This is a genomic window from Catonella sp., from assembly GCF_057250765.1.
Genome location: NZ_DBHIEC010000008.1, coordinates 85,197 through 110,464, shown reverse-complemented (window position 1 = coordinate 110,464; position 25,268 = coordinate 85,197). Strand labels below are relative to the sequence as shown.

Here is a 25,268-nt window from a genome sequence, read left to right as displayed (position 1 = left end):
TAAGAAAGAAGGAGTGACTTGATGAAAAATTTTTTAGTGGGAGCAGCTACGGCGGCACATCAGGTGGAAGGAAATAATATACACAGCGATTATTGGCTTATGGAGCAGATGCCTCATTCTAATTTTACGGAGCCGTCGCTTTCGGCAGTCGATCATTACAACCGCTATGAGGAGGATATTAGGCTGCTTGCGTCTGCAGGACTTACGGCGTACAGGTTTTCCATTGAATGGGCGAGAATAGAGCCGGTGCAGGGCTGCTTTGACGAAGCGGAAATTGAGCATTATCGTAATGTGATAAGGTGCTGTAAGGAAAACGGAGTGGAGCCTGTCGTTACAATGATACATTTTACCTCGCCTGCATGGTTAATTAAAAACGGAGGCTGGGAGGACGAGTCTGTTATTGACGCTTTCGCCAAATACTGCGAATATGTCATAAAACAGCTTGGAAGCGAGATTAAATATGTTTGCACAATAAATGAAGCTAATATGAGGTTACAGGTGGCAGCTATCTCGGAGCGTTACAGGAAGCAAATGTTAGCTAAGACCGAACAGTTTAAGAAAATGGCAGAAAAATCGGGAGAAAACGCTGAGGGAATAGCTCAGATAGGAATGAATTTTAATTCCATGATGGAAAATATGAAGTATCAGCGTGAAGAGAATATAGAGGCGTTCGGAACGGAAAATCCCGCATATTTTGTTTCGCCCTGTACCGAAAAAGGCGATATTATAGTAATGAAGGCGCACAGAGCGGCAAAAGAGGTTATGAAAGCTCTAAATCCGGATTTAATAATAGGGCTAACGATTACCCTAAACGATGTTCAGGCGCTTAAGGGCGGAGAGAAAAAGGCCCAAAAAGAGTGGGATGACGAGTTCTCACATTATCTTCCTTATATCAAGGACGACGATTTCTTTGGATTACAGAATTACTCACGTATACAAATAGGTGCAGACGGAATTATTCCGGTTCCTGTGGGAGCAAAAATCACACAGATGGAATATGAAAATTATCCTGCTGCGCTGGAGAATGTAATAAGACGGGTTAATGAGGAATTTAAGGCAAATGGTGTCGATATGCCTATTATGATCACTGAAAACGGAATAGCTACGGCTGACGATGATGAAAGACAGGAATTTATCAAAGAAGCTGCAGACGGAGTGAAAAGCTGCATTAAGGATGGAATTCAGGTAATAGGATATATGTATTGGTCGCTTCTTGACAACTTCGAGTGGCAAAAGGGTTTTTCCATGACCTTCGGTCTTATCTCGGTGGATAGAAGCAACATGGAAAGAAAGCCTAAGGGAAGCCTTAAAATCTTGGGAGAATGTTATGAATAATTATTTTTGCAATCCGATAAATATCTGTTATCGTTACCAGTTTAATGCGGATCAGAGGAAAAACCGTATTGCGATATGCAGAGAGGCTGCGGATCCTTCGATGATTTATTTTAAAGGGAAATATTATATTTTTCCTTCGATGAATCTAAGCGTATGGGTTTCGGATAATCTTGCAGAATGGGAAAGTCACGTACTTCCGGAAAATCTCCCTCTATATGATTACGCTCCGGATGCAAGGGTCATGGGAGAATATGTGTATTTTTGCGCTTCCAAGAGGGGCGGGATTTGTAATTTTTACAGGACAAAGGATGTATTAAACGGTCCGTATGAGGAGATTAAGGGTTCGTTTGATTTCTGGGATCCGAATTTGTTTGTGGATGATGACGGAAGAGCGTATTTTTATTGGGGATGTTCTAATGCTACACCTATCTGGGGAGTGGAGCTAGATAAGGATACGATGCTTCCGATAGGAGAAAAAAGAGAGCTTATCTTCGGCAAGTCTGAAATCTACGGCTATGAGAGAGTGGGGGAGGATAATGAGAGATTGCCTAAGAGCGATGAAGAGGTGGAGGCAGCGTTTTTGGCTTTCTTAAATGAAGGAAACAAAAAGTCAGGGGATATACCTTCCGAATATGTGCCGTTGATAAAGGGGATGTTTTCGGACAGGCCTTTCATTGAGGGGGCCTGGATGGATAAGCACGACGGAAAATATTATCTTCAATACGCATTTGCGGGCACACAGTACAATACCTATGGAGACGGGGTGTATATAGGAGATTCGCCGTTAGGACCTTTCAAGCCTGCCAAGAATAATCCTTATTCGTATAAGCCGGGAGGATTTATACCGGGAGCCGGACACGGCTCGACAATGAGGGATGAAAAGGGCAGACTTTGGCACGCCGCCACCATGAGAATCAGCGTAAATCATGATTTTGAGCGCAGGGTGGGACTTTTTCCTGCGGGCTTCGATGAGGACGGAGAGCTGTTCTGCAATCAGAGATACGGGGATTGGCCTGTAAATGTGAAAGAGGACAATCCTTGGGCGGAGCCTGACAGCTATCTGCTTTCATACGGAAAGAAGATGATGGCTTCTTCTTATGAGGATGGTCATGAACCGGGAAAAGCGGCTGATGAGAATGTAAGAACCTGGTGGATGCCTGTAAAAACCGACAGCGAGTCCTGGCTTTTAACAGACCTTGGCGAGACTTATGACGTGAGAGGAATCCAGATAAATTTTGCCGATGATGATATAGACATTCCGGTTCCTGGAGAGATAAGGGGAACCACGCAGGCAAGATATATAGATGAGAAGGTTTATTCCACCCGCTGGCTTTTGGAGGGTTCGATTAACGGTAAGGACTTTTTCGTAATTAAGGATAAGAGGGAAGCGGATACCGATTTACCCCATGATTTTATATATATGGAAGACGGCATTAAGGTACGGTTTTTAAAATTAAGCAAAATGTCGGTGCCTTACGGACAGATACCTGCAGTTTCGGGGCTTAGGGTTTTCGGAAAAGGTAACGGAAAGAAGCCTGAAGTGCCTGAGTTTACGGCGGTTAGAAAGAATGAGTTAGATATGTTAATTGAGATAGACAGTAAGGACGATAAGGCGACCGGCTACAACATTCTTTGGGGACACGCGCCAGAAAAGTTGTATCACAGTTACATGACTTTTTCAAAATCCCAGCGAGTAGGAGCTCTTGTGGCTGGAGAGAAGTATTATGTGAGGGTGGACGCTTTTAATGAGAATGGAATAACAGAGGGAACGGTTCGGGAGCTGTAAGAGTTCAGAGTTTAAAAGGATAAGCAGCGTGAGGTATAAAGATGGCGATAAAAGCGATTCAGCAGATAATGCTCGGAACGGTAACAAGGACGGAAAGGGAAGCTGCGGAGGCTTTAAAGAGGATTAAGAAAGCTGGGTATGACGGCATTGAGCTGAACAGCTTTATGATTAACCATACGCCTTTCATTGTTAGATTTTTAACAAAAATGGCAGGTATGCCGGTGGGGAAGGGCGGAAATTTTAACTGGAAAAGGCTTGTGAATGATGCAGGACTTTCAGTGACTGGGATACATACGGATTTAGGCGGTCTGGAAAGGGATATGGATAATGCGGTTTCGGAAGCAAAAAAATACGGTACGGACAAGCTTATCATTACCGGTATGTATCGTTTTAATTATTCGGATAAGGCTGAGGTTGTGAAACTTGCGAAACGCCTTAACGAAGCGGGAAAACGCTTAAAGGAAGTGGGAATCACGCTTTGCTACCACAATCACAACGTGGAATTCCTAAAGCCCGATGGAGAACGCACGGTGATTGACATATTGATAGAAGAAACTGAGGCTTCCAATTTATACTTTGAGCCGGATACCTATTGGGCTGCGGAGGCGGGAGTCGATACGATAGGATTTTTAGAAAAACTAAGAGGGCGGATTAAACTGTATCATATAAACGACAGGGGTACGAAGTTAGCTAAGCCTCCTTTAACGCCGATTTTAAAGTCGGACAGTATGGAACTTGGTTATGGAAATATGCCGCTTAAGCGTCTGGTGGATATTGCGCTTTCGGAGAACGCGGATGCCGTGGTGCTTGAAAGCCATAAAAATTGGCCTGAAAAGTCACCGCTTCTTTCCATGGAAAAGTCGGCGGATTTTATGAACAAATATGTGAGATAGAGAAACTGAGGTAAGGTATGAGAGCGATAAACTGCAAAACGGAGTATATGACAAATCCCATAGGGCTTGATACCGAAAGCGTCCTTCTTTCGTGGAACTGCGAGGACGGAAGCTTCCAGACGGCATATCATATAGAAGCAAAGGAAGACGGTAAGCCGTTTTTTGACACCGGAAAGGTGAGTTCAAATAAGACAAGCTGTCTTATTGAAAGGCAGCCGGATTCAAGAGCTAGAGTTACGTGGAGAATCCGACTTTGGAACGAAAATGATGTATGCGGAGAATGGAGTGAAATTAACAGTTACGAGATGGGTCTGCTAAAGCCGGAGGACTGGCAAGGAGCATTTTGGATAAGCCATGAAACAGGCGCTCCTATAGAGGACGGAATTGAATTTGACGATGAGATGAACCGTCTTGCAAGAAAGGCTTTTAACGAGAAGAAGAAAGAAGAATCCGAAAGATATATACCTCATCTGCCTGCGGGGTATTTAAGAAATACCTTTGATGTAAAAGGAGCAAAGGAGAACGCCAGGCTGTATATAAGCGCTAAAGGTGTTTATGAGGCTTATATTAACGGTAAGAGAGTAGGAGAAGAGGTACTTACTCCGGGAAACAGCAACTATAATTATCAGATTAAATATCAGGCGTATGATATAGCGAAGTATTTAAAAGTCGGAGAAAATAATATAGAGATTATATTAGGCGACGGCTGGTACAGAAGCACATCAGGAGTGGACGGAGACAGAAATATATACGGAGATACGATTTCGGTAATAGCAAGGCTTGAAGTGGAGAGAGAGCCAATCGCAGTCACTGACGCCTCATGGGAGGCCTCCTCATCGGGACCGCTTGCTCAAAACGATATGGAGCAGGGCGAGATTTATGACGCGAGGAAAGAGGACTACGGCAGTAAAAAAGAATGCTGGTATCCGGCTTACGTGCTTGGGGCAGACTATAATCTTCTTTCGGCAGGAAATATGATTCCGGTCACAGAGAACGAAACGTTTACAGGGAAAATTATAACTACTCCTGACGGAGAATGTGTTATAGATTTTGGACAGAATATAGCGGGATATGTGGAATTTACCCTTACAGGAGAAAAGGGAAAGACGATTACATTAATTCACGGTGAGACCCTTGATGAGAACGGGAATTTTACCGAAGAAAATTTTCAGGACAGGGTGCGGCATAAAGAAAGCGGCGTATACCAGATGATATGCTATACCTGTAAAGCCGGTAAAAATCACTATAAACCTAAATTTACCGTAATGGGCTTTAGATATGTGAAGGTGATAACGGAGCTTGACCTTAGCGAAGCGGTATTTACTGCTCATGCCGTATATTCGAAAATGGAGCGTACCGGAAGCTTCGTATGCGGAAACGCTTTGGTAAACCGACTTGTTGAGAACGCATTATGGAGCCAGAAGGGCAATTTCTTAGATATACCTACAGACTGTCCTACCAGAGAAAGAGCAGGCTGGACGGGCGATGCGGGATTGTACGCGGATACCGGACTTACGCTTATGGACTCGGTTACGGTATTTCGCCATTGGTTAAAGCAATGCAGGTACGGGCAGTATGAGGACGGGCGTATAGCAAACATCGCTCCTCCAAACAATAGACCGGGCATGATAAGTAAAATGCTTGCAGGCTCTGTCGGGTGGGGAGACGCCTGTATAATCGTTCCCTATGAAATATATAAAAAAACCGGTGATGAGCGTATTTTGAGAGATAACTATGATATGATGAAAAAATGGTACGATTTTCTCACAAAAACCGCAAAGGAACACGGGGAGAAAGAATTTGCCAAAGACAAGAAATATAGGGATTATACCTTTGAAACGGGTATAAATTACGGAGAATGGTGCGAACCGGGAACCAATCCCGCGCAGAGCATGAGGGACGGAAACTATGACGTGGCGACTGCCTATTTCAGCCATTCAGGAAAGCTTTTGTCGGATATTGCGGATATTTTGGGACTTGAGTCCGATTCAGCTTATTATAAAGAAATGTCGGAGAATGCGAAAAAGGCTTTTGTAGAAAGCTTTACAGTAAAAGGCGATATAGAATCAAAAAGACAATGTCAGTATGTAAGACCTATTATATTCGGGCTTCTTTCGAAAGAGAAGGAAAAAGCGGCGGCAGCCGGGTTAAGTAGGCTTGTAGAAGAAGCAGATTATCATTTAAACACCGGTTTTTTGACCACTCCCCATATATGCGAGGCTCTGGTTAAGCACGGTTATACAGATGCCGCGTACAGGCTTTTGCTTCAGGAGGGTATGCCGGGATGGCTCTATTCAGTAAAAAAAGGAGCAACAACCATATGGGAAACCTGGGAAGGCATAAATGAGAAAGGAGTGCCTAAGGAATCATTGAATCATTATTCCTACGGAGCGGTAGTGGGCTGGCTTATCAGTGGGGTATGTGGAATAAAGTATTCTCAGAATGAAACCGTAATAAAGCCTGTACCGGATAAATCATTGGGATATGCCGAAGCAAAATACCTCTCCCCTAAGGGGCTTATAAAAAGCGGATGGCATTATGAGGGAGAAAAATGTATAATAGAGGTCGAAATACCGTGCAATATGAAGGCAAAGGTAATCCTCACTGACGGAAGCGAGTATGTAGTGGAGCCCGGAAAGAAAGTATTTGAAGAAATAATGAAAGATGCATAACAAAGATAAAGGCTTATCACCTGAGTCTGAATCAAACAAATTAATTCACCATATTTAGCCTATACTCATTAGGTGACATGCCGTATTTTTCACGGAATTTTCTGTGGAAATAACTGCTGTTGTCATAGCCTACGGCAGCCATTATTTTTTCGACGGTAAGTGTACTTTGCTTCAGCAGGAAAACAGCCTGCTGGAGCTTTCTTTCTTGTAAGAGCTCTTTAAAATTCTTGTTTAAGTGTTTCTTTAATAAACGGCTCACAAAATAGGCCGGTTCATTAATTTCGGCTGAAATTTCAGTTAGGGTGCCATTCTTATATCGGGTTTCTATATATTTTAACACTGTAAACATCATATTTTCATCGTATCTGTCAGGTAGTCCCTTATTTATATTTTCTGCAAAGGCGGAAAGATTCATAAGTAATAGTCCCATGGTGGTCTGTACTATACTGTTTGCGGACCTGGTCTCTTCCGCCTAAGTACTGTTCCTCTTCTGGAGTAATTTTTTTCAATCTATCTAGAAGTTCTTTTTTCATATTACCCACCTTTTGTCTGCAAATAAGGTCCCTATTCTTTGCATGAAATGACCTAAAAATACTGATAAGAATATTATAAGATGATGTGAGTGTCAAAAGTCTTTTTAAAACCGACTTTTGACACCTACATCATTTTATGGTAATAATATAATGCTAGTATTTCTGTAATTAGAACAGAAACCGCATCTGCGACAAGATTGGCAATTGGTAGTCCTTCCAGCTGGAACAGACCACTAAAAAGATATAATAATGGTATCAGAAGGAGTCCCTGCCTGAGAGCAGAAGCGATGGAGGCACTGGGTGCATTGCCACTTGCTTGTAAAAAATTAGTGGAAAGATAGTAGATACCGATGAATGGTCCCATCAGAATCTGATAAGTTACCAGATGTGCTCCGAGTGCAACAACAGAAGGGTCCTTGATGAACAGACCAATCACCCATTCCCTGCCCAAATATATAGAAACAGTAAGCATGGTACCAATCACCATAGTAAGAATTGTGACTTTTTGTAATATCTCTTTTAATTTTGTGTAATCCTTTCCACCATAGCAATAAGCTAATAATGGCTGAATACCCATACAAATTCCCATCTGAATCATCGTTACCAGCATAATAGCTTTTCCAGCAGCCGCCATTGCAGCCACTGCTGCAGTACCATATCCCACCAGAATATGGTTGCTGAAGGTACCGGCAAAGCCGCCCAGGATGCTGCTGATGGCATTTGGGAGTCCGAGAGCGAGAATACTTCCCAAAGCTTTTATATCATGCGCATAAGAAGGGCGCAATTCAATAATGCAATGTGTCTTACCTTTTATTTTATATATGAAATAATAGATAACCGCGATGACATTTCCTAGGACAGTAGCGATAGCAGCACCGCTTACACCAAGTTTAAGTACAATAATGAAAAACGGATCTAAAATGATGTTGGAAATGGTTGCAAGCATTCCACCCAGCAATCCCGCCTTAATCTCCCCCTCACCGCGCAGTGCTCCGCCGATACTGTGATTTAGCAGAATAATTGGGGCACCAATCGCAAGGATTAACAGATAAGATTTTGTATAATTCCACATTTCTTCATTGGCACCAAGAAAATGTAATAATGGTGTACAAAAAAGAAAACAGGCTATGGCAAAAATAATTCCCAAAATAATACTTGACCAGACACAAAGGGCACTGTAGCTGCGTACCTGTTGCTCATCATGTTGTCCCAATGCCTGTGCAATTCTCGTACAGCCGCCATTGCCAATCATAGTGCTGATTGCCATTAAAATAGAGAAAACAGGCATAACAAGGGAAACAGAAGCAACCTGTGAATAATCGCCAAGCCAGCTGACAAAATACATGTCTGCCATATTATAGAACATCATTACAACAATGGAAATAAGGGCGGGAATACTAAGAGAAAAGATAGCCTTCCATACAGATTTTTGAAAAATAGCTTCATTTTGCATAGATGTAACCTCCAAAATAAACGTCATCTGTTGATTTTCTTTCGCATTTCTATTATAATTTGTAGAAATATGTAAAACAACCATCAATATGTGATAGAACGAAAGATAAACAACGGTTTGAAGAAAAGTGTTGAATAAAAAAGAAAATGTAAATAGTGAGGTGCTTGGAATGAAAACGGATGCAAGAGTCAGATATACGCGAATGAGAATCAGGGAAGCATTTTTTGAGTGCTTAGAGAAAAAGCCGATTAATAAAATTACGGTAAAGGAAATCTGCGACATAGCAGAGATTAACCGTGCTACTTTTTACACGCATTATGCAGACCAGTTTGAATTAATGCAAAAGCTGGAGGAAGAGGTACTGGAAGGAATACAGCAAAGTATCAAAGACAGTTGTGAAAGTACATCCCAGGGATTATTAATTAAAATCATTAAGGGAATGATGAACAAAGAGAATTCGTATGCGCTACTTACTTCTCCCAATGGTGACCCGGGCTTTGCTACACGTATCTCAGAATTATTCTATCGGGGATGCAGACCACGTCTGGCACAGCATATGCCCGGATGTGCTGAAGAAGAAAAAGATGCAGCATATCTGTTTGTTGCAGGTGGTTGCGGACATCTGATTTCTGCATGGATGAAAGAAGGAATGCAAACTCCACCGGAAGAGGTTGCAGAGAGACTGAGAAAAATCTGTTCTACCTTTTTGGAAGCATATGCTCAGCAGAAATAAATCTGTAACTTATGCTTAACAGGTGTTGCTTTTTCCGGCATAAGTGTCAAGCAGATCAAGAAAGGCCTCCTGTGCGTTCTGATTTTGCTCAAATCGGAAGAAATGCAGTGATATTTTATAAAAACTCTCAAAGAGCAGTGTGGAATAATTCTCTGCCGCCATGTCATGTTCCAGACAGTAGAGAAAGAAATCAAGCCAGAGACCGGACATCAGATAAGCTTCTAGCTCGTAAATACTGTCAAAGCTTTTCAGAAAATAATCCGTAAACAGAGCACGCAGCTGTTTGGCAATATCTACATGTTCTGTTTTAATATGCAGCAGATTGCGTAAGGTTCCACGATTTTTTAAAAAATAGGTTTCAAAAATCCGATCAATCTGTTTTAAATCACTACGGTTCTGTATCTGTATATTATGTACGATATCTGTCAGTTCTGCTACATATTTTTGCTGGAGTCTTTCCAAAATTGCATATTTGTCCTGAAAATGCTGATAGAAGGTGGAGCGGTTAACCATTGCAGCATCAATGATATCGGAAACAGTTATCTTTTCAAAAGCTTTGGAACCTAAAAGGGATAAAAAGGCATTCATAATATCCCGGTCTGTACGTTCAAACTGATTGATTCGTTTCATCGCGTATTTCCTCCTAATGTATATATTCATAGTAACATAATGAAATACGAAATACAACACTGTGTTTGATTAACAAACAATTTTGCTGTAATGTCTGTTAATGCAACATTGATTAAAAGATGTCTGTGGCATGCAAAAAGGATATTTGTTATTTTGTAGATAGCAAAAAAGTTATAACAATCATTTTTTAGGAGGTTTTATTATGGCAAGTGTAGAAATGGAACAGTTAAAAGTTGGGATGAAAATGATGATGGAGAAGGGGTTTGCAGTAACCTTTGATGGTTCTATGGACCCAATCCAGCTTCGCAACACCATTCAGGCAGCACAGGAACGTATGCCTTATGAACCGGGTGTTACATTTATTCCGGAAAAGTTTGGGGATATGGATGCAGAACTTTCCATGCCTGAAGGCGCAAGAGAAGATGCGATTATTATTTATATTCACGGAGGCGGATTGATTTGTGGAGATGCTTTTTCATCCAGAGGATATGCCTCTATGCTGGCAGGTGAGACGAAAATCCCTGTTTATGCATTTTCTTATCGTCTTGCTCCGGAAAACAAATTCCCTGCGGCAATTGATGACTGCTTTGAGGCGTACAAGGCAATCCTTGCAAAAAATCCGGACAAGCCGATTTTTTTAATTGGAGAAAGCGGAGGCGGATACTTAAGCATTGTAACAGCGATGAGAGCACGTGACAATGGGATTAAAATGCCTGCTGGGGTGATTCCATATTCACCTGTCATTGATATGAGTGGTGCATTAAACCGAATCAGAGAAGGAAACAAGGATTTTACGGTAACACCGGATGGGCTGTACTGGTTATTGGAATTATATTGTAAAGAAGAGGAAGTAAAAAATCCGTATGTTTCTCCATATTATGATGATATGCATGATATGCCGCCAATGCTTCTGGCATGGGATGAAAGCGAGACGTTATCGGTGGATTCTGAAGATATTGTTGCCAAATTAGAGAAAAACGGCATTGAGTGTCATGCAAAATCTTATCCGGACTGTTTCCATGCATTTGCGACATCAGGGCGTGGAACACCGGAGAGTATGGCGGTATTACAAGATACGGTAGCATTTATCAATGCGCATATTTAGATATAGATTATATGTAAAAAGGCTGGGACAGAAGGAACAGTCTTTTCTATTGTAACGCTTCTTAATTTTTGATATAATGAAAATATATTATTTATCTCATAGGGTATGGGGTGAGAAGCGTATGCAGGTAGATTTAATCAGACAATTAGAAGAATTAGTGAATGCATTTGGCATCAATGTCAAGTGTTTGAGCAGTCAGACGAATCCGGATATCGAGTATGACCAGGGCCTTCGTAGGTTTTTGCAATATCCTGATGATATTTTGCGCCAGATAGGAAATATGGAGCAATGGTATGAGGAAAAAATACTTTATATCGTGCGGGATTCCTTTGAGGAGTATTATATGAGTTTTTTGATTCCGGAAGAATACAGAAAAGGAACAGAAAAGGAATTCCTATTGATTGGTCCTTATATTATGGAGGAGCCGGAATACATTGTGGAGAAGATGATACAACGGAATCAACTTTCGCTTTGTCTTATCAATGAACTTAAGGAATACTATTATAGTGTTCCATTGCTGATGATTTCGGATGCAATCGAAGGCATCGTTCTTACGCAGATGGGTTATATTTTTCATGATAGGGAAGGGCTGCAAATCAGGAGAACGGAAGATGCCTATAGAATTAGGATGGAATCGAAAAACATGAATCTTGGAGAAGAACATGGGTTATCGATGGCTGCGATTGAGGAGCGCTATCTTTATGAAGAAATGATGATGGCTGCTGTCCGCACGGGAAATATGGAAAAGGTGATTGAGGTTGATAAGAAATTCCAGCATTACCGTCTGAAACCAAGAAGTCAGGATACCCTTCGGGATGTGAAGAACCTCATGATAGTTTGGAATACGCTTTTGCGCAAGGCTGCACAGCAGGCAGATGTACATCCGGCGTATATTGACCGTGTTTCTGAAAATTTTGCAAAGAATATAGAAAACTGTATACATATCAATGAGTTGGCTTCTGTAAGCAGGGATATGGTGCACAAATATTGTCTCCTGGTGCGAAATCACTCGTTACAGGGACATTCTCTTATGGTGCGGGATGCGCTAAACTATATTGATTTTCACATCAGGGAACCTCTGTCATTAAAACTTATTTCGGAGCAGGTAAATGTGAGCTCCAGTTACCTGTCTGTGCAGTTTAAAAAGGAAACGGGCAAGACACTGACGGATTATATAAATGAAAAACGGATACATGAGTCACTGGTGCTTTTGGCTGCTACGGAAATGCCAATTCAGGAGGTTGCGGAGCGCGTTGGTATCTATGACGAGAATTATTATGCACGTTTGTTCAAGAAATATCAGAACCAGACAGCCAAGCAGTATCGCAATATGATGAAGCTGACAAAATAAAAAAGTAAATTTGTGCTAGTTTTCTTAAAAATTATTCTAAGAAGAAAAGACAATATTTCTTATAATTATCTTATAAGAGATATTGTTTTTTTATGGAAGTTTTTAAGAGGAGAGTAAGATAAGATGAGTAGGATACATATCGTGGAACAAAACGGAAAAAAGATGCTGATGGTAGGTGACAAGCCTTTCATAATGCTTTCAGGTGAAGTTCACAATTCCAATTCTTCTTCGGTGGAATACATGGAACAGGTGTATGACAAGGCAGATGCTTTGGGCTTGAACAGCCTGCTGCTGCCGGTGACGTGGGAGCTTATTGAACCCGAGGAGGGGAAATTTGATTTCTCGTTGGTGGACGGCTTAATTATACAGGCGAGAAGACGTGGGAAAAAACTAGGTCTTTTGTGGTTTGGAGCCTGGAAAAATGCACAGTGTTATTATGCGCCGGAATGGGTGAAAACAGATTTAAAGCGCTTTAAGCGCGCTCAAGTAGAGAAGGGAAAGAATTTTATTCGAAGGAAGGACTTCTATGGTATGCCTTATACGACGCTTTCTTATCTGTGTGAGGAGACAAAGCAGGCGGATGCGAAAGCTTTTTCTATGTTGATGAAGCATATCAGAGAGATAGATAGTGAAAGCCAGACCGTGATTATGGTTCAGGTGGAGAATGAGACAGGACTTATGGGTACGGCAAGGGAAAACTCAAATGAGGCGGATGCAATTTTTTCTGCAAAAGTGCCAAATGAGTTTGCTTCTTATATGAAACAGCATACGGATACGATGGTGACGGATGTAAAATGGGAAGTAGAAAATGGTGCACATGAGGGAAGCTGGACAGAGGTATTTGGAAACTGTGCGGAGGAGATTTTTAGCGCTTATTATACTGCAAGCTATGTGAATGCAGTAGCTAAGGCAGGAAAAAGAGAATACTCAATTCCGATGACGGCAAACTGCTGGCTTGATAAGGATGGAGCACCCGGAACTTATCCGGCGGGAGGACCGGTGTCTCGGATGATGGAGGTATGGGCCTACTGTGCACCAAATATTGATATTATTGCACCGGATATTTATGTGCAGAATTTTTTGGAAATCTGTGATGAATATACAAGAAGAAATACGCCTTTATTTATTCCGGAATGTGCGACGCACAGCTATGCAGGGCCGAGAGAGGTGTACTGTATCGGACATTATCATGCACTCTGTTATTCTCCATTTGGATTTGAGGATATGGGACAGCCGTTTTCTGCAATACAGTCCTATCTGTTTGGGGTGGATGTGGAAGATACGGCATTGAAAACGCCTATGAACGTGGAAGAATATGGATGGTATACCCGTACGCTGCAGGAGATGATGCCTTTATTGACTGAAAAGTATGGAACCTCTGATTTGCAGGCTGTTTCCTGTGAGCGCAAAGAAGAAGATAAGATGCTATTTGGAACTTTTGGTTTCCAGATTGCACTCGATACACCAATGATTGTCAGAAAGGATAGCGTCTGCATGATTTTAATGGAGTCAGAGGACACCTTTTATATTCTGATTCATGCAGCGGCATTTGGATATTTTTCCACGAATTCAGACAGACCGAATGTAGATGTGCTGGCTCTTGAAGAGGGACATTTTGAAAATGGAATTTGGATTCCGGGACGCAGACTTAACGGTGATGAGGTGGTCAATACAATGTATCAGGAGCCTACACTTTTAAAACTTAAACTATTTGCCTATTTATAGAGAAGGAGAAATATCATATGAAACGTCAAACATTTTGTAACCCACTGGATTTATCCTACCGCTATCAACATATGTTGATTCAGGGAGAGCGCAGTGCCTTCCGTGAGGGTGCGGATCCAACCTTGATTTTTTATAAGGGAACCTATTATATCTTTGTATCCATGGCATCCGGATTCTGGTACAGTAAGGACCTGTTGGACTGGAAGTTTCATGGAAATAAGGATTTATTGATTTATGATTATGCACCGGATGCAAGGCAGGTGGGAGATTATCTTTATTTCTGTGCTTCCAGAAGAGGGGTGAACTGCCCAATTCTGCGCTCGGCAAATCCGCTTGAGGATGATTTTGAGGAGGTATCTGCACCTTTTGATTTCTGGGACCCTGATATGTTCTGTGATGATGACGGACGGGTATATTTTTATTGGGGCTGCAGTAATATGGACCCAATTTTTGGCGTGGAGATGGACCTGGTGACAATGACTCCTATAGGAGATCCGGTGCCATTACTGGAAGGACATGAGGATGTATTAGGATATGAGCGCGCCGGTGAAAATGGCGTTGTGCTGAAAGAAGGCGGGCTTTATGAGTTTATTGCAAGCTGCATGAATCCGGAAACAGGAGAGTTTGAACTTCCGGAGCACATGCCGGACACAGCAGGATTTACCAGAGAGCGGCTTATGCGTATGGTAAAATCTGCAGGACGTCCTTATATCGAAGGGGCATTTATGACGAAGCATAATGGTAAATATTATCTTCAATATGCGGTTCCGGGAACCCAGTTCAATACTTATGCAGATGGTGTCTATGTATCGGACACACCGTTAGGACCATTTACGGTGCAGTCCAGCAATCCTTATTCCAGTAAGCCTGGCGGATTTATTCATGCTGCAGGTCACGGAAGCACGATAGCGGATGCTTATGGAAATTACTGGCATGCTTCCACGATGCGCATCAGTGTCAACCACAATTTTGAACGCAGGGTCGGTCTGTTCCCAGCCGGTTTTGATGAGGATGGAATCCTGTTTTGTAACCAAAATTTTGCAGATTATCCGATGCGGATTCCGGAGGGAAAATTTGATCCTTGGTCCATAAAACCGGAATGGATGCTTTTATCCTATCAAAAACCGGCGACAGCTTCATCCACAGCAGAGGGCAGCAATGTGAAGCTTGCAGTGGATGAGGATATTCGGAGCTGGTGGAGTGCTGCAACAAATAAAGAGTCTGAGTGGTACTGTGTGGATTTGGAAAAACAATCCGAGGTACATGCAATTCAGGTGAATCTGGCTGATGAAAATCTGGCTGTGGAATATCCGGAGGATATCTATGGGGGTTCTCTTGGGGAAAAACGGTATATCGAACAGAAGCCGGTGACATCTTCCTATCGCATTGAAATGAGTCTTGACGGAGAAGCGTGGAGTGTGCTTGAGGAAGTGTCAAGAGAATGCTCCAATGGTTATTACGAGTATCCGGATGGTATTATGGCACGTTATATTCGTATTACCGGGGCAAAGCTTCCATATGGACAGCCGCTTCGCATCAGCGGACTGCGTGTTTTTGGAACTGCAAACGGTTCAAAACCCGAAAAGGCGAAGGCAAAAGCCGTCCGAACGGGAGACTTAGACGGACTAGTGAGCTGGGAGCCGATTGATGGAGCGCAGGGGTGTAATGTGCGCTATGGCATAGCACCGGACAAGCTCTACTGCAGCTGGATGGTATACGGGGCGACAGAGGTGAATCTGTCAACGCTTATTAAAGGACAAGAGTATTATATCTGTGTGGACAGCTTTAATGAAAACGGAATTACGGAAGGCGATGTGATTCTGATGATGTAGAGTGATATGGAGTAAAGATTTTATGGTTTTTTTAGAGAGAACTAAAAATTGTGCTACTAAACAAAAAAATCATTCTAAAGCAAATCTAGTGAGAGGCTTATAATAATAAAAAAAGCACATGTTAAGTTTTACAATGCAATAGGAGGAGGGAAAATGATGAAAACAAAGGAAACAAACGTACAGGTGGAACAAAATGATGTTTTGTATCGCAGGGCGAAGACATGGCAGATTGCGCTATTTACTTTAGTAAATGGTGCTAATATGGCATTTTATGTGTTGATGACTTATGTTAGTTATCTGGCAAATGCAGGATATGGAATCGCAGTTGCAGTTACAGGCGTTATTATGACAGTCACCCGATTATTCGATGGTGTGACAGACCCACTTATTGCGCTGTTTGTTGACCGGTTTAATACAAAATTCGGTAAAATACGAATCCTTATGTGGATTGGATGGGCAATAGAATCAGTTGCATGTCTTGCAATGTACAATTTTGGAAGCAGCGGAAAACACGGAATTGTATTCTTTGTCATTGCATATTTACTGTACATAATTGGATATACAGTATTTGGTGTATCTACTAATATTGTTGGACCTGTAATGACAAACGATCCAAAACAGAGACCAATGCTAGCACGCTGGGGAACGATGTATAGTTATTTATTTCCTATGATTATCAATGTAGTTGTTACTATGGTAATCCTTCCAAGATATGGGAATGAATATAACGTACCGATGCTGGCAACTACGTGTATTTTTACTATTGTATTTGCAGCAGCAATGATAGCATTAACCTGTGTCGGTGTAAGTGCATTTGATAAACCGGAGAACTTTGTTTCTATCAGTGCAGACAAGAAGGAAGAGAAAAAAGTAGGCTTTAAAGATATGTTGGCTTTGTTAAAGAGTAATAAAGCATTTCAGATGTATGTAGTTGCTGCTGCATCCGATAAACTTGCATTGTCTACAGGAGGACAGGCGGTTGTTGCAACCATGTTTTATGGAATTTTGATTGGAAATATGCAGCTAGGAACGACTTTCTCTGTTATTGCCATGCTTCCGTCTATTGTATTCCTATTCATTTCTACCGGTATGGCAGCGAAGAAAGGTAATAAGGAATCCATGGTAACCTGGACGTGGGCTTGTATGGCTATCGCGGTGATAGCGGTTATATTCTGCGCAGTGGTTGATATGACTTCGATTATGAGAGCAATTGTTCCGACCGCAATCTTTTTTGTCATCATGCTTTTATTTGGAGGGGTTAAGATGGGTGTTTCCGCCTGTACCGGAGCAATGATGCACGACATAGTTGATTACGAGATGTCGCGGACATCTACTTTTATGCCGAGTACTGTGGCAGCTACATATTCTTTTTTAGATAAAGTGATTTCAGCTTTATCATCAACAGTTGCAGCCTGCTGTGTAGCCCTTATCGGATTTAAGGAAGTAATGCCTCAGCCTACAGATGCTGCAACAGCACCGATATTCTGGATGACAATGTTCCTGATGTTTGGATTCCCACTCATTGGCTGGATTTGTACCATCATTTCCATGAAGTTCTATCCATTGTCAAAAGAGAAGATGGTGGAGGTTCAGAAAAAGAATCAGGAAATCAGAAAAGCACTAGAAACCGATGCTGAGAATTAATACCACACCTATAGCAGCACCGCCTTATTAAAAGGCGGTGCTTTGCTAAATCAAATAAGTAAAAATAGATTGGAGAAAAAAAGAATGCGACAGACATATAAAATAAATGATGACTGGATTTTTATAAAAGAGAATGTGGGCATGGAAGCAGCAATGACAGCAGTAGGAGAACATATTTCCCTTCCACACACATGGAACGCAGAGGATGGACAGGATGGAGGAAATGATTATTACCGTGGCACCTGCTGGTATGTGAAAAAGTTTGTAAGACCGGAACTTATGGAAGAGGAAGAAGCATGGATTGAATTCCGCGGTATAGGAATGAGTGCAAATGTATATGTGAATGGACAGAAGCTGGCACAGCATGAAGGTGGGTATTCTACATTTCGTGTTAACATAACAGAAGTATTGCAGGAAGAAAATGTGCTGGCTATTTCAGTAGATAATGGCGTAAACCGCAGAGTTTATCCGCAGAAGGCAGATTTTACCTTTTATGGTGGAATCTATCGGGATGTATATCTGATTACGGTACCAAAAGAGCATTTCGCATTAGGTTATTTTGGAGGAAATGGAATAAAGGTTACTCCGCAGGTGACATTGGGAAATCCGGATGCTAAAATTAAAATAGAAGCATGGACGGAAAATGTGACATCAGAAGGGAAAACAGTAATTACCATCCACGATGCAGACAAAAATGTGGTTGCTTCAACAGAAACCGATGTGGTGGAGAATCATTTGGAAGCAGAGCTTACAATAAAAAATGTGTCTCTATGGGATGGATTAGAAAATCCATACTTATATACGGTAACCGTGCAGCTTTTTGAAATGGATAAGGCAATTGATGAGATTGACACCAGATTCGGTTGCCGTACCTATTCGGTGGATCCGGAAAAAGGATTTTTCTTAAATGGCAGAAGCTATCCGCTCTGTGGTGTGGCCAGACATCAGGATCGAAGAGATGCTGGAAATGCACTTACAAAAGAGATGCACCGGGAAGATATGGATATTATTTGCGAGCTTGGAGCAAATACCATTCGACTGGCACATTATCAGCATGATCAGTATTTCTATGACTTGTGCGACGAGCGTGGTCTGATTGTGTGGGCTGAAATTCCTTATATTACGGAGCATATGCCGGAAGGAAGGGAGAATACCATCAGTCAGATGACAGAGCTTGTAATTCAGAATTATAATCACCCATCCATCATCTGTTGGGGGCTTTCTAACGAAATTACTACAAGCGGAGGCGTGACAGAGGATTTGATGGAGAATCATGTGATTCTAAATGAGCTTTGTCACAAGCTGGATGCAACACGTCCGACTACCATGGCAAATGTATTTATTTTAGACACCGCGGAGTCCCTTGTGAAATTACCGGATATCCGTTCCTATAATCTGTATTATGGTTGGTACGTAGGAGAAAAAGAGGAAAATGATACATGGTTTGACAGCTTTCATGCGAAGTATCCGGATACTGCCATTGGTTTGTCTGAATATGGTGCAGATGCAACCATCTGTTATCAGACAGGAAAGCCGGAAAAGGGAGATTGTACGGAAGAATACCAGGCAGTCTACCATGAACATATGTTGAAGATGTGGAAAGAGCGTCCTTATATCTGGGCAATGCATGTATGGAACATGTTTGATTTTGCGGCAGACGGCAGGGAAGACGGTGGAGAAAAGGGAGTGAACCATAAGGGACTTGTTACCTTCGACCGAAAAATAAAGAAGGATGCATTTTATATCTATAAGGCATATCTTTCTAAGGAACCATTTGTCCATGCGTGTGGCAGCCGCTATATTGACAGGGCAGAAGATATAACAGAGGTAAAGGTGTATTCCAATTTGCTGAAAGTAACACTTTTTGTGGATGGAGTGGAAGCTGAAGCAAAAGAGGCGGATAAGATTTTTGTATTTGAAGTACCGATTAACGGAGAGCATATCATTGAAGCAGTAGCTGAAGTGCCGGATACATTGGATGGAGTAACTGCAAAAGTGACTGACAGTATACGCATCCGTAAGGTATCTGAACCAAATCGGTCTTACATCCTGCCAAGAGAAACGATTGTCAACTGGTTTGAACGTGAGGATATGCAGACTCCGGTGGGATATTTTTCCATTAAGGATAAAATAGTGGATTTAAAAGCAAACCCTAAGGCTGCAGTCATTCTTGCTAAAGCGATGGAAAAGATAGCAGAGAAAACCATTGAAAAGTATGGAGATGTGGCAAAAAATACAAAGGTATCCGATGAAATGCAGCGTCAGATGGAACAGATGTCTTTAGAGGCGCAGCTTAAAATGGCAGGAGGCGCGATTCCAACGGAAATAGTAGTGGAAGTAAATAAAATGCTGAATCAGATTCCTAAAGAGGAGTAGCAATCTATGAAAGATAAGATGAAAAAAATATTACAGGGAAATAGTGAGAATCATCTGCTGCCATTTTTCTGGCAGCATGGTGAGGACGAAGCTATATTACGTGAATACATGGCAGCAATCGACGGAGCGAATTGCCATGCGGTATGTGTGGAAAGCCGTCCGCATCCCGATTTTTGTGGGCCGAAATGGTGGGCTGACATGGATGTGATTTTAGATGAGGCACGTAAGCGAAATATGAAGGTCTGGATTTTAGATGATAGTCATTTTCCGACCGGATTTGCAAATGGAGCGGTGAAAAATGCGCCTCTTAAGTTGCATCGTCAGAGTGTGTGTGCCAATGTTGTTTCCTATACAGGGGCTGCAGAAGAGATTACAGTGGAATTAGCCGGAATGATTCCACCGGAGTTTAAACCGGCTAATATGATGGAACAGTATGTAATCCCAGCTATGCTAAAGGAGGCACCGCATTTTGAAGATGATACCGTACTGGCGGTTACTGCAGTAAATACTTCAACGGGTGAGGTAGTGGCACTTCCACTGCCTGCGGATGGAGAAAGGCTGCATTGGTATAAACCGGAAGGTGAATGGAATCTGTACGTAGTTGGATTGAGTAGGAATTGTGGCCCACATCGGGAGTATATCAATATGCTAGACCCGGATAGCTGCCGGTTACTGATTGATGCAGTATACGAGACACACTGGGCGCGTTATTCTTCTGATTTTGGAAAGACGATTGCGGGATTCTTTTCGGATGAACCGGAGTTAGGCAATGGACACATGTATCTTTACGATAATCTTCTTGGTACAGACCAGGATTTGCCATTTGCGTCGACTATGCCGGAAAAACTGCAGGATTTACTTGGTGACAATTGGGCAGACCAGCTATTCTATTTGTGGTGTAATGATGGAGATCCGGCTAAAACAGCACAGGTACGATATGCTTACATGGATGCGGTAACAAAACTGGTAAGGAAACATTTTTCGCGTCAGCTGGGAGAGTGGTGCCATGCACACGGCGTACAGTATATCGGCCATATGATAGAAGACAGCAATGCTCATGCACGTACCGGTTCCAGTCTGGGACATTATTTCAGGGGACTGGATGGACAGGACATGGCAGGTATTGATGATATTGGAGGTCAGGTACTTCCGCAGGGGGAAGATGCACCGGATGTGGGAACGCTTGGCAGTAAGCGTGACGGTGAGTTCTACCACTATATGATGGGAAATCTGGCAGCCAGTGCGGCTGCAATTGAACCGAAAAAGCAAGGAAACGCACTGTGTGAAATTTTTGGAAATTATGGCTGGGCAGAAGGCGTACAGCTTGAAAAATATCTGGCTGACCACTTCATGGTCCGCGGCATCAATCATTTTGTACCGCATGCATTCAGTCCGGCACCATTTCCAGATTCTGACTGCCCGCCGCATTTTTATGCACATGGGCACAACCCGCAGTATCGTCATTTCGGAGAACTTATGAAATATATGAACCGGATAAGTACATTAATTTCCGGTGGACGTCGCATTGTTCGTGCAGCAATCTTGTATCATGGTGAATCAGAGTGGATGGGGAATGCGATGCTGACACAAAAGCCGGCAAGAAAGCTGGCAGAAGCACAGATAGAGTTTGATACCATTCCTTATGATGTTTTTTTAGAGCCTGAACATTACAATACGAAACTGGGAAATCCGCTGCAGGTGAACACACAGGAGTATCGTGCGTTTATCATTCCAAAAACTCAGTTTATGACAACCACTATAGCAAAGGCTATAGTGGAGCTTCATGATTTAGGTCTTCCTGTTATTTTTATTGACAGTCTGCCGCAGGGAATCATAGAGGGTGATGATGATTTGCTGAACACTTTGTCAGAGTGCATGGTGCTTTCACTGGATGAACTTGTAGAGACCATGATAAAATTATCCGTACCGGAAGTACAGTTTGCACCGGAAAGTACCTATTTGCGGGCAATGCACTATGCAGGCGAGGCAGAACTGTATTACTTTGTAAATGAAGCAGCGACAGTCTATCATGGAACGGTTCGCTTACCGGTTTCCGGTCCTTGTTATTGGTATGATGCATGGACAAATACAATCTATCCGGCAGAGGTTTTGGATGGTGAAGCCGTGGTAACCATTGAGCCTCGAAAGAGTCTTATTCTGATATTGGATGAAGCTGATTCTGATATGTTTGCGGAACCGATACGGTGTGAAGGCGACATGACAGAAACGGCGCCTTGGAGTAGGGCAGTCTGTGCCGGAATTAACTATCCTGATTTTGGAGAAGCTGTTACGGTTGTGATGCCGGATCAGCTGACTAAGGAGCAGCCTGCATTCTCCGGATTTGTCCGGTATGAGAGCAGCTTTGCAATACCACGGGAAGGAAAGGTAGCTTTGGAAATTATGGATGCGTCAGAAGGAGTAGAGGTATTTGTCAATGGTAAGAGTGCCGGTATCCAGATTGTGCCGCCATACCGCTATGATATTTCAGCGCTGGCTCATACGGGAGAAAATACAATTGCGATTGAAGTGGCGACAACACTGGAACGTTATTGCTATGATCTGACGAAGGATGATATACGTATGAAGTTTCGTGGTTTGCAGACTCCTGTGTGTGGTAGCGGTGTTACAGGAGATGTGCACATTTATTTTAAATAGGGGCTAAGAAAAGGAGATAATTTTAAAAATGAGAAGAGACTGTATTGATCAAAGCTGGGAATTTATGTTTGGAGAACCGTCCAATATTCCGGGGATGCCTAAGGAAACAAGAGAAGTGAACCTTCCGCACGATTTTATGATTGAAACAGATGTAAAATCGGATTCTGTCAATGGTGCCAACACCGGATATTATGATGGCAGTACAGCTACATATACAAAATATATTGATGCACCAAAAGAGTGGGAAAATAAAAGAGTTCTCGTGGAATTTGACGGAGCATTTCGTGATGTAACCGTAAACTTAAATGGGAGTATTATGGGAAGACATCATTATGGTTATACACCGTTTATCATCGATCTGACTTCACGAATGAAGCTGGGAAAAAAGAACCGCCTTGCGGTTACTGTGAGCAATGATATGGAACCGAACAGCAGATGGTATCCGGGAGCCGGAATCTACCGTCACGTTCACTTACTGACTGCTCCAAAGCTTCACATTGCACCACATGGAATATTTGTTTATACAGACCATATTGTGGGAGAGGATGCATTTGTAATTGCAGAAATCACGATTGAAAATCATACAGCAGAGGATCAGGATGTATGGATCAATCTGTTACTTGCACAGGTGAGTGACAACGAGGCACAGCTCAAAAAGAACGCAGGTTCAGTCAAAGTGCATGTGCCAGCAGGAGGTACTGCGGTTGCAAGAACGCAATTTATGGTAGAGCAGGCAAAAATTTGGGATATTGATTCGCCGAATCTGTATCAGGTTACAGCGCAGCTGATGGAATACCGGCCTGCTAAAGACGAAATTCCAGATGATAGTAAGGTCCTTGACTGTGAACAGACAAATTTTGGAATTCGTACCATTTCCGTGGATGCAAAGAATGGATTTATGTTAAACGGCAGAACAGTGCATTTAAAAGGAGGATGTGTTCACCACGATAACGGAATTTTAGGAGCAGCTTCTTTTAGGGATAGTGAATACAGAAAGGTAAAACTTCATAAGGACAATGGATATAATGCTTTGCGTTTTGCACACAATCCGGTATCTACAGATATGTTAGACGCCTGTGACAGACTTGGTATTGTGGTTATTAATGAAGCTTTTGATACATGGAACATGTCGAAAAACACCCATGATTATTGCGGACATTTTGCCAGGGAGTGGAAGGCTGAGCTGACAAGCTTTGTAGTAAGAGACCGGAATCATCCATCTGTTATTTTCTGGTCTATCGGAAATGAACTTCCGGAGCAGGGCGGACTGTCAGACGGATATCAGACCTCTGCAATGCTGTCTGAGCAGGTGCGAAAGCTGGATCATACCCGCTTTGTTACAGGTGCCTTGTGTTCCTTCTTTAACGGATTAGATGATGAAGACAGAGCAAAATTCTGGCAGTCTCTGATGCAGGAAGCACAGTTAAACGGTGGAGCGTTGAATAATCTGGATGGTAAGTTTGGCCGTGAGATTTGGAATGATTATACGGAAGGCTTTGTGGCACCATGGGATGTGGTGGGATATAATTATTTGAATTATCACTACGAAGAGGCTTTGGAGCTGTTCCCGAATCGTGTAATCTGCTGCACAGAGAGTAAACCAAGACAGATGGAGGAGTACTGGGAGGATGTTCTTCGTCTGCCAAACGTTATTGGTGATTTTGAATGGACCAGTCATGATTATATCGGAGAAGCAGGCATCGGAAAACGTATGTATGTGGAACCTGAGCAGGCTGTCACTGCAGGCCAGGTAATGCATATGGCGGGTTACCCATGGCGAACCGCCGGAGCAGGAGAATTTGATTTGTGCGGATTTGAAAAGCCACAGCTGGCATATCGCAGAATCATCTGGGGTTCGGATGAAACCTATATTGCCTGCCATAATCCGCAAAATTACGGAAAGGTAGAGCTTTTAGACCGTTACGCATGGCAGGATTGTGCAAATAGCTGGAGTTGGCCTGTAGAAGAAGGCAGCCCGATACGTGTGGAGGTTTATTCCGCAGCAGAAGAAGTAGAACTTATCTTGAATGGTAAGTCTGTCGGAAAAGAAAAAGCCGGAAAAGATAATCACAGGAAAGTATGTTTTGAATTAAAATATGAACCGGGTGTATTAGAAGCTATCAGCTATACTAACGGGCAGGAGGTATCGAGAGACCGGGTAGTGTCTGCAGGAAAACCTGCAGGATTACGAATTACTACGGATACCAGAGCCTTGCATCATGAGAGTCTTTCGGCAGACGGACAGTCATTGGCTTTTGCAATCGTTGAGGTTGTAGATGAGAAGGGAAATCCGGTGCCATATGTAGAAACAGAAGTAACAGCACAGGTGGAAGGAGAAGCTGTGCTGGCAGCGTTTGGAACCGGAAGGACCATTACAGAAGAAAATTATACCTCTGGGAAAGTAATTACATATCAGGGAAAAGCGCTTGCTATTATTCGGGCAGGTCAGTCAGAAGGTGTTGCAAAGCTTACTGTGAAAGCAGAAGGATTAGGCGAACGGCAGCTGGAATTGCCTGTAAAAAATGAAGTATAAAAAGCGAATAAG

Annotated in this window: 16 protein-coding genes; 13 read left to right on the top strand and 3 right to left on the bottom strand. The window is 42.5% G+C overall.

Annotation, left to right across the window (positions count from 1 at the left end; genetic code table 11):
• Positions 1–21: 21 nt before the first annotated feature.
• From ACO6HM_RS05965 to ACO6HM_RS05950, 4 genes are read left to right on the top strand one after another with little or no spacing between them, the layout of a single operon-like run.
• The gene (locus tag ACO6HM_RS05965) at positions 22–1,335 is read left to right on the top strand and encodes a glycoside hydrolase family 1 protein (protein WP_485390219.1); all 1,314 of its coding nucleotides are present in this window, start codon (positions 22–24) and stop codon (positions 1,333–1,335) included.
• Positions 1,328–3,121: a family 43 glycosylhydrolase gene (locus ACO6HM_RS05960; protein ID WP_485390218.1), complete on the top strand. Its 1,794-nt coding sequence runs from the start codon at positions 1,328–1,330 to the stop codon at positions 3,119–3,121. The genes ACO6HM_RS05965 and ACO6HM_RS05960 overlap by 8 nt, the downstream gene beginning before the upstream one ends.
• Before the next feature lie 41 nt (positions 3,122–3,162).
• Positions 3,163–4,014 (top strand): sugar phosphate isomerase/epimerase family protein, encoded by an 852-nt coding sequence (locus ACO6HM_RS05955; protein WP_485390217.1) that lies wholly within the window; start codon positions 3,163–3,165, stop codon positions 4,012–4,014.
• 17 nt (positions 4,015–4,031) lie between these two features.
• Complete coding sequence (locus tag ACO6HM_RS05950) at positions 4,032–6,686, top strand: family 78 glycoside hydrolase catalytic domain (protein WP_485390216.1); 2,655 nt, start codon at positions 4,032–4,034, stop codon at positions 6,684–6,686.
• Positions 6,687–6,726: 40 nt separating this feature from the next.
• Here ACO6HM_RS05950 and ACO6HM_RS05945 read toward each other — a convergent pair whose 3' ends face one another.
• Both ACO6HM_RS05945 and ACO6HM_RS05940 read right to left on the bottom strand, forming a co-directional pair.
• The gene (locus ACO6HM_RS05945; protein ID WP_485390215.1) at positions 6,727–7,116 is read right to left on the bottom strand and encodes a helix-turn-helix transcriptional regulator; all 390 of its coding nucleotides are present in this window, start codon (positions 7,114–7,116) and stop codon (positions 6,727–6,729) included.
• Between the two features lie 227 nt (positions 7,117–7,343).
• On the bottom strand, positions 7,344–8,672 hold the full coding sequence (locus ACO6HM_RS05940; protein WP_485390214.1) for an MATE family efflux transporter: 1,329 nt from the start codon (positions 8,670–8,672) through the stop codon (positions 7,344–7,346).
• Between the two features lie 130 nt (positions 8,673–8,802).
• On the opposite strand from ACO6HM_RS05940, the gene ACO6HM_RS05935 reads away from it, so the two are divergent.
• Positions 8,803–9,405, top strand: a complete 603-nt coding sequence (locus ACO6HM_RS05935; protein ID WP_485390213.1) for a TetR/AcrR family transcriptional regulator — start codon at positions 8,803–8,805, stop codon at positions 9,403–9,405.
• Positions 9,406–9,420: 15 nt separating this feature from the next.
• Here ACO6HM_RS05935 and ACO6HM_RS05930 read toward each other — a convergent pair whose 3' ends face one another.
• Positions 9,421–10,035 (bottom strand): TetR/AcrR family transcriptional regulator, encoded by a 615-nt coding sequence (locus tag ACO6HM_RS05930; protein ID WP_485390212.1) that lies wholly within the window; start codon positions 10,033–10,035, stop codon positions 9,421–9,423.
• Between the two features lie 202 nt (positions 10,036–10,237).
• On the opposite strand from ACO6HM_RS05930, the gene ACO6HM_RS05925 reads away from it, so the two are divergent.
• The 8 genes from ACO6HM_RS05925 (at position 10,238) to ACO6HM_RS05890 (ending at position 25,256) form a co-directional block, all read left to right on the top strand.
• Entirely contained in the window at positions 10,238–11,140 is a 903-nt protein-coding gene (locus tag ACO6HM_RS05925) for an alpha/beta hydrolase (protein WP_485390211.1), read from the top strand.
• A gap of 121 nt (positions 11,141–11,261) precedes the next feature.
• Positions 11,262–12,491 carry an AraC family transcriptional regulator gene (locus tag ACO6HM_RS05920; protein ID WP_485390210.1) on the top strand — a complete coding sequence of 410 codons (1,230 nt, stop codon included), beginning with the start codon at positions 11,262–11,264 and terminating at the stop codon, positions 12,489–12,491.
• 123 nt (positions 12,492–12,614) lie between these two features.
• Positions 12,615–14,216: a GH35 family beta-galactosidase gene (locus ACO6HM_RS05915; protein ID WP_485390209.1), complete on the top strand. Its 1,602-nt coding sequence runs from the start codon at positions 12,615–12,617 to the stop codon at positions 14,214–14,216.
• A gap of 17 nt (positions 14,217–14,233) precedes the next feature.
• A complete protein-coding gene (locus ACO6HM_RS05910) occupies positions 14,234–16,048 on the top strand; it encodes a family 43 glycosylhydrolase (protein ID WP_485390208.1) in 1,815 nt (604 codons plus the stop codon).
• 153 nt (positions 16,049–16,201) lie between these two features.
• Positions 16,202–17,692 carry an MFS transporter gene (locus ACO6HM_RS05905; RefSeq protein WP_485390207.1) on the top strand — a complete coding sequence of 497 codons (1,491 nt, stop codon included), beginning with the start codon at positions 16,202–16,204 and terminating at the stop codon, positions 17,690–17,692.
• 84 nt (positions 17,693–17,776) lie between these two features.
• Positions 17,777–20,068, top strand: coding sequence for a glycoside hydrolase family 2 protein (locus tag ACO6HM_RS05900; protein ID WP_485390206.1), 2,292 nt, complete (start codon positions 17,777–17,779; stop codon positions 20,066–20,068).
• Positions 20,069–20,074: 6 nt separating this feature from the next.
• Positions 20,075–22,723: a hypothetical protein gene (locus tag ACO6HM_RS05895; protein WP_485390205.1), complete on the top strand. Its 2,649-nt coding sequence runs from the start codon at positions 20,075–20,077 to the stop codon at positions 22,721–22,723.
• 28 nt (positions 22,724–22,751) lie between these two features.
• Positions 22,752–25,256: a glycoside hydrolase family 2 TIM barrel-domain containing protein gene (locus ACO6HM_RS05890; RefSeq protein ID WP_485390204.1), complete on the top strand. Its 2,505-nt coding sequence runs from the start codon at positions 22,752–22,754 to the stop codon at positions 25,254–25,256.
• Positions 25,257–25,268 lie beyond the last annotated feature (12 nt).

Coding starts and splice junctions, on each gene's coding strand:
- ACO6HM_RS05965 (WP_485390219.1), top strand. CDS start 22: ATGAAAAATTTTTTAGTGGGAGCAGCTACGGCGGCACATCAGGTGGAA.
- ACO6HM_RS05960 (WP_485390218.1), top strand. CDS start 1,328: ATGAATAATTATTTTTGCAATCCGATAAATATCTGTTATCGTTACCAG.
- ACO6HM_RS05955 (WP_485390217.1), top strand. CDS start 3,163: ATGGCGATAAAAGCGATTCAGCAGATAATGCTCGGAACGGTAACAAGG.
- ACO6HM_RS05950 (WP_485390216.1), top strand. CDS start 4,032: ATGAGAGCGATAAACTGCAAAACGGAGTATATGACAAATCCCATAGGG.
- ACO6HM_RS05945 (WP_485390215.1), bottom strand. CDS start 7,116: ATGGGACTATTACTTATGAATCTTTCCGCCTTTGCAGAAAATATAAAT.
- ACO6HM_RS05940 (WP_485390214.1), bottom strand. CDS start 8,672: ATGCAAAATGAAGCTATTTTTCAAAAATCTGTATGGAAGGCTATCTTT.
- ACO6HM_RS05930 (WP_485390212.1), bottom strand. CDS start 10,035: ATGAAACGAATCAATCAGTTTGAACGTACAGACCGGGATATTATGAAT.
- ACO6HM_RS05925 (WP_485390211.1), top strand. CDS start 10,238: ATGGCAAGTGTAGAAATGGAACAGTTAAAAGTTGGGATGAAAATGATG.
- ACO6HM_RS05920 (WP_485390210.1), top strand. CDS start 11,262: ATGCAGGTAGATTTAATCAGACAATTAGAAGAATTAGTGAATGCATTT.
- ACO6HM_RS05915 (WP_485390209.1), top strand. CDS start 12,615: ATGAGTAGGATACATATCGTGGAACAAAACGGAAAAAAGATGCTGATG.
- ACO6HM_RS05910 (WP_485390208.1), top strand. CDS start 14,234: ATGAAACGTCAAACATTTTGTAACCCACTGGATTTATCCTACCGCTAT.
- ACO6HM_RS05905 (WP_485390207.1), top strand. CDS start 16,202: ATGATGAAAACAAAGGAAACAAACGTACAGGTGGAACAAAATGATGTT.
- ACO6HM_RS05900 (WP_485390206.1), top strand. CDS start 17,777: ATGCGACAGACATATAAAATAAATGATGACTGGATTTTTATAAAAGAG.
- ACO6HM_RS05895 (WP_485390205.1), top strand. CDS start 20,075: ATGAAAGATAAGATGAAAAAAATATTACAGGGAAATAGTGAGAATCAT.
- ACO6HM_RS05890 (WP_485390204.1), top strand. CDS start 22,752: ATGAGAAGAGACTGTATTGATCAAAGCTGGGAATTTATGTTTGGAGAA.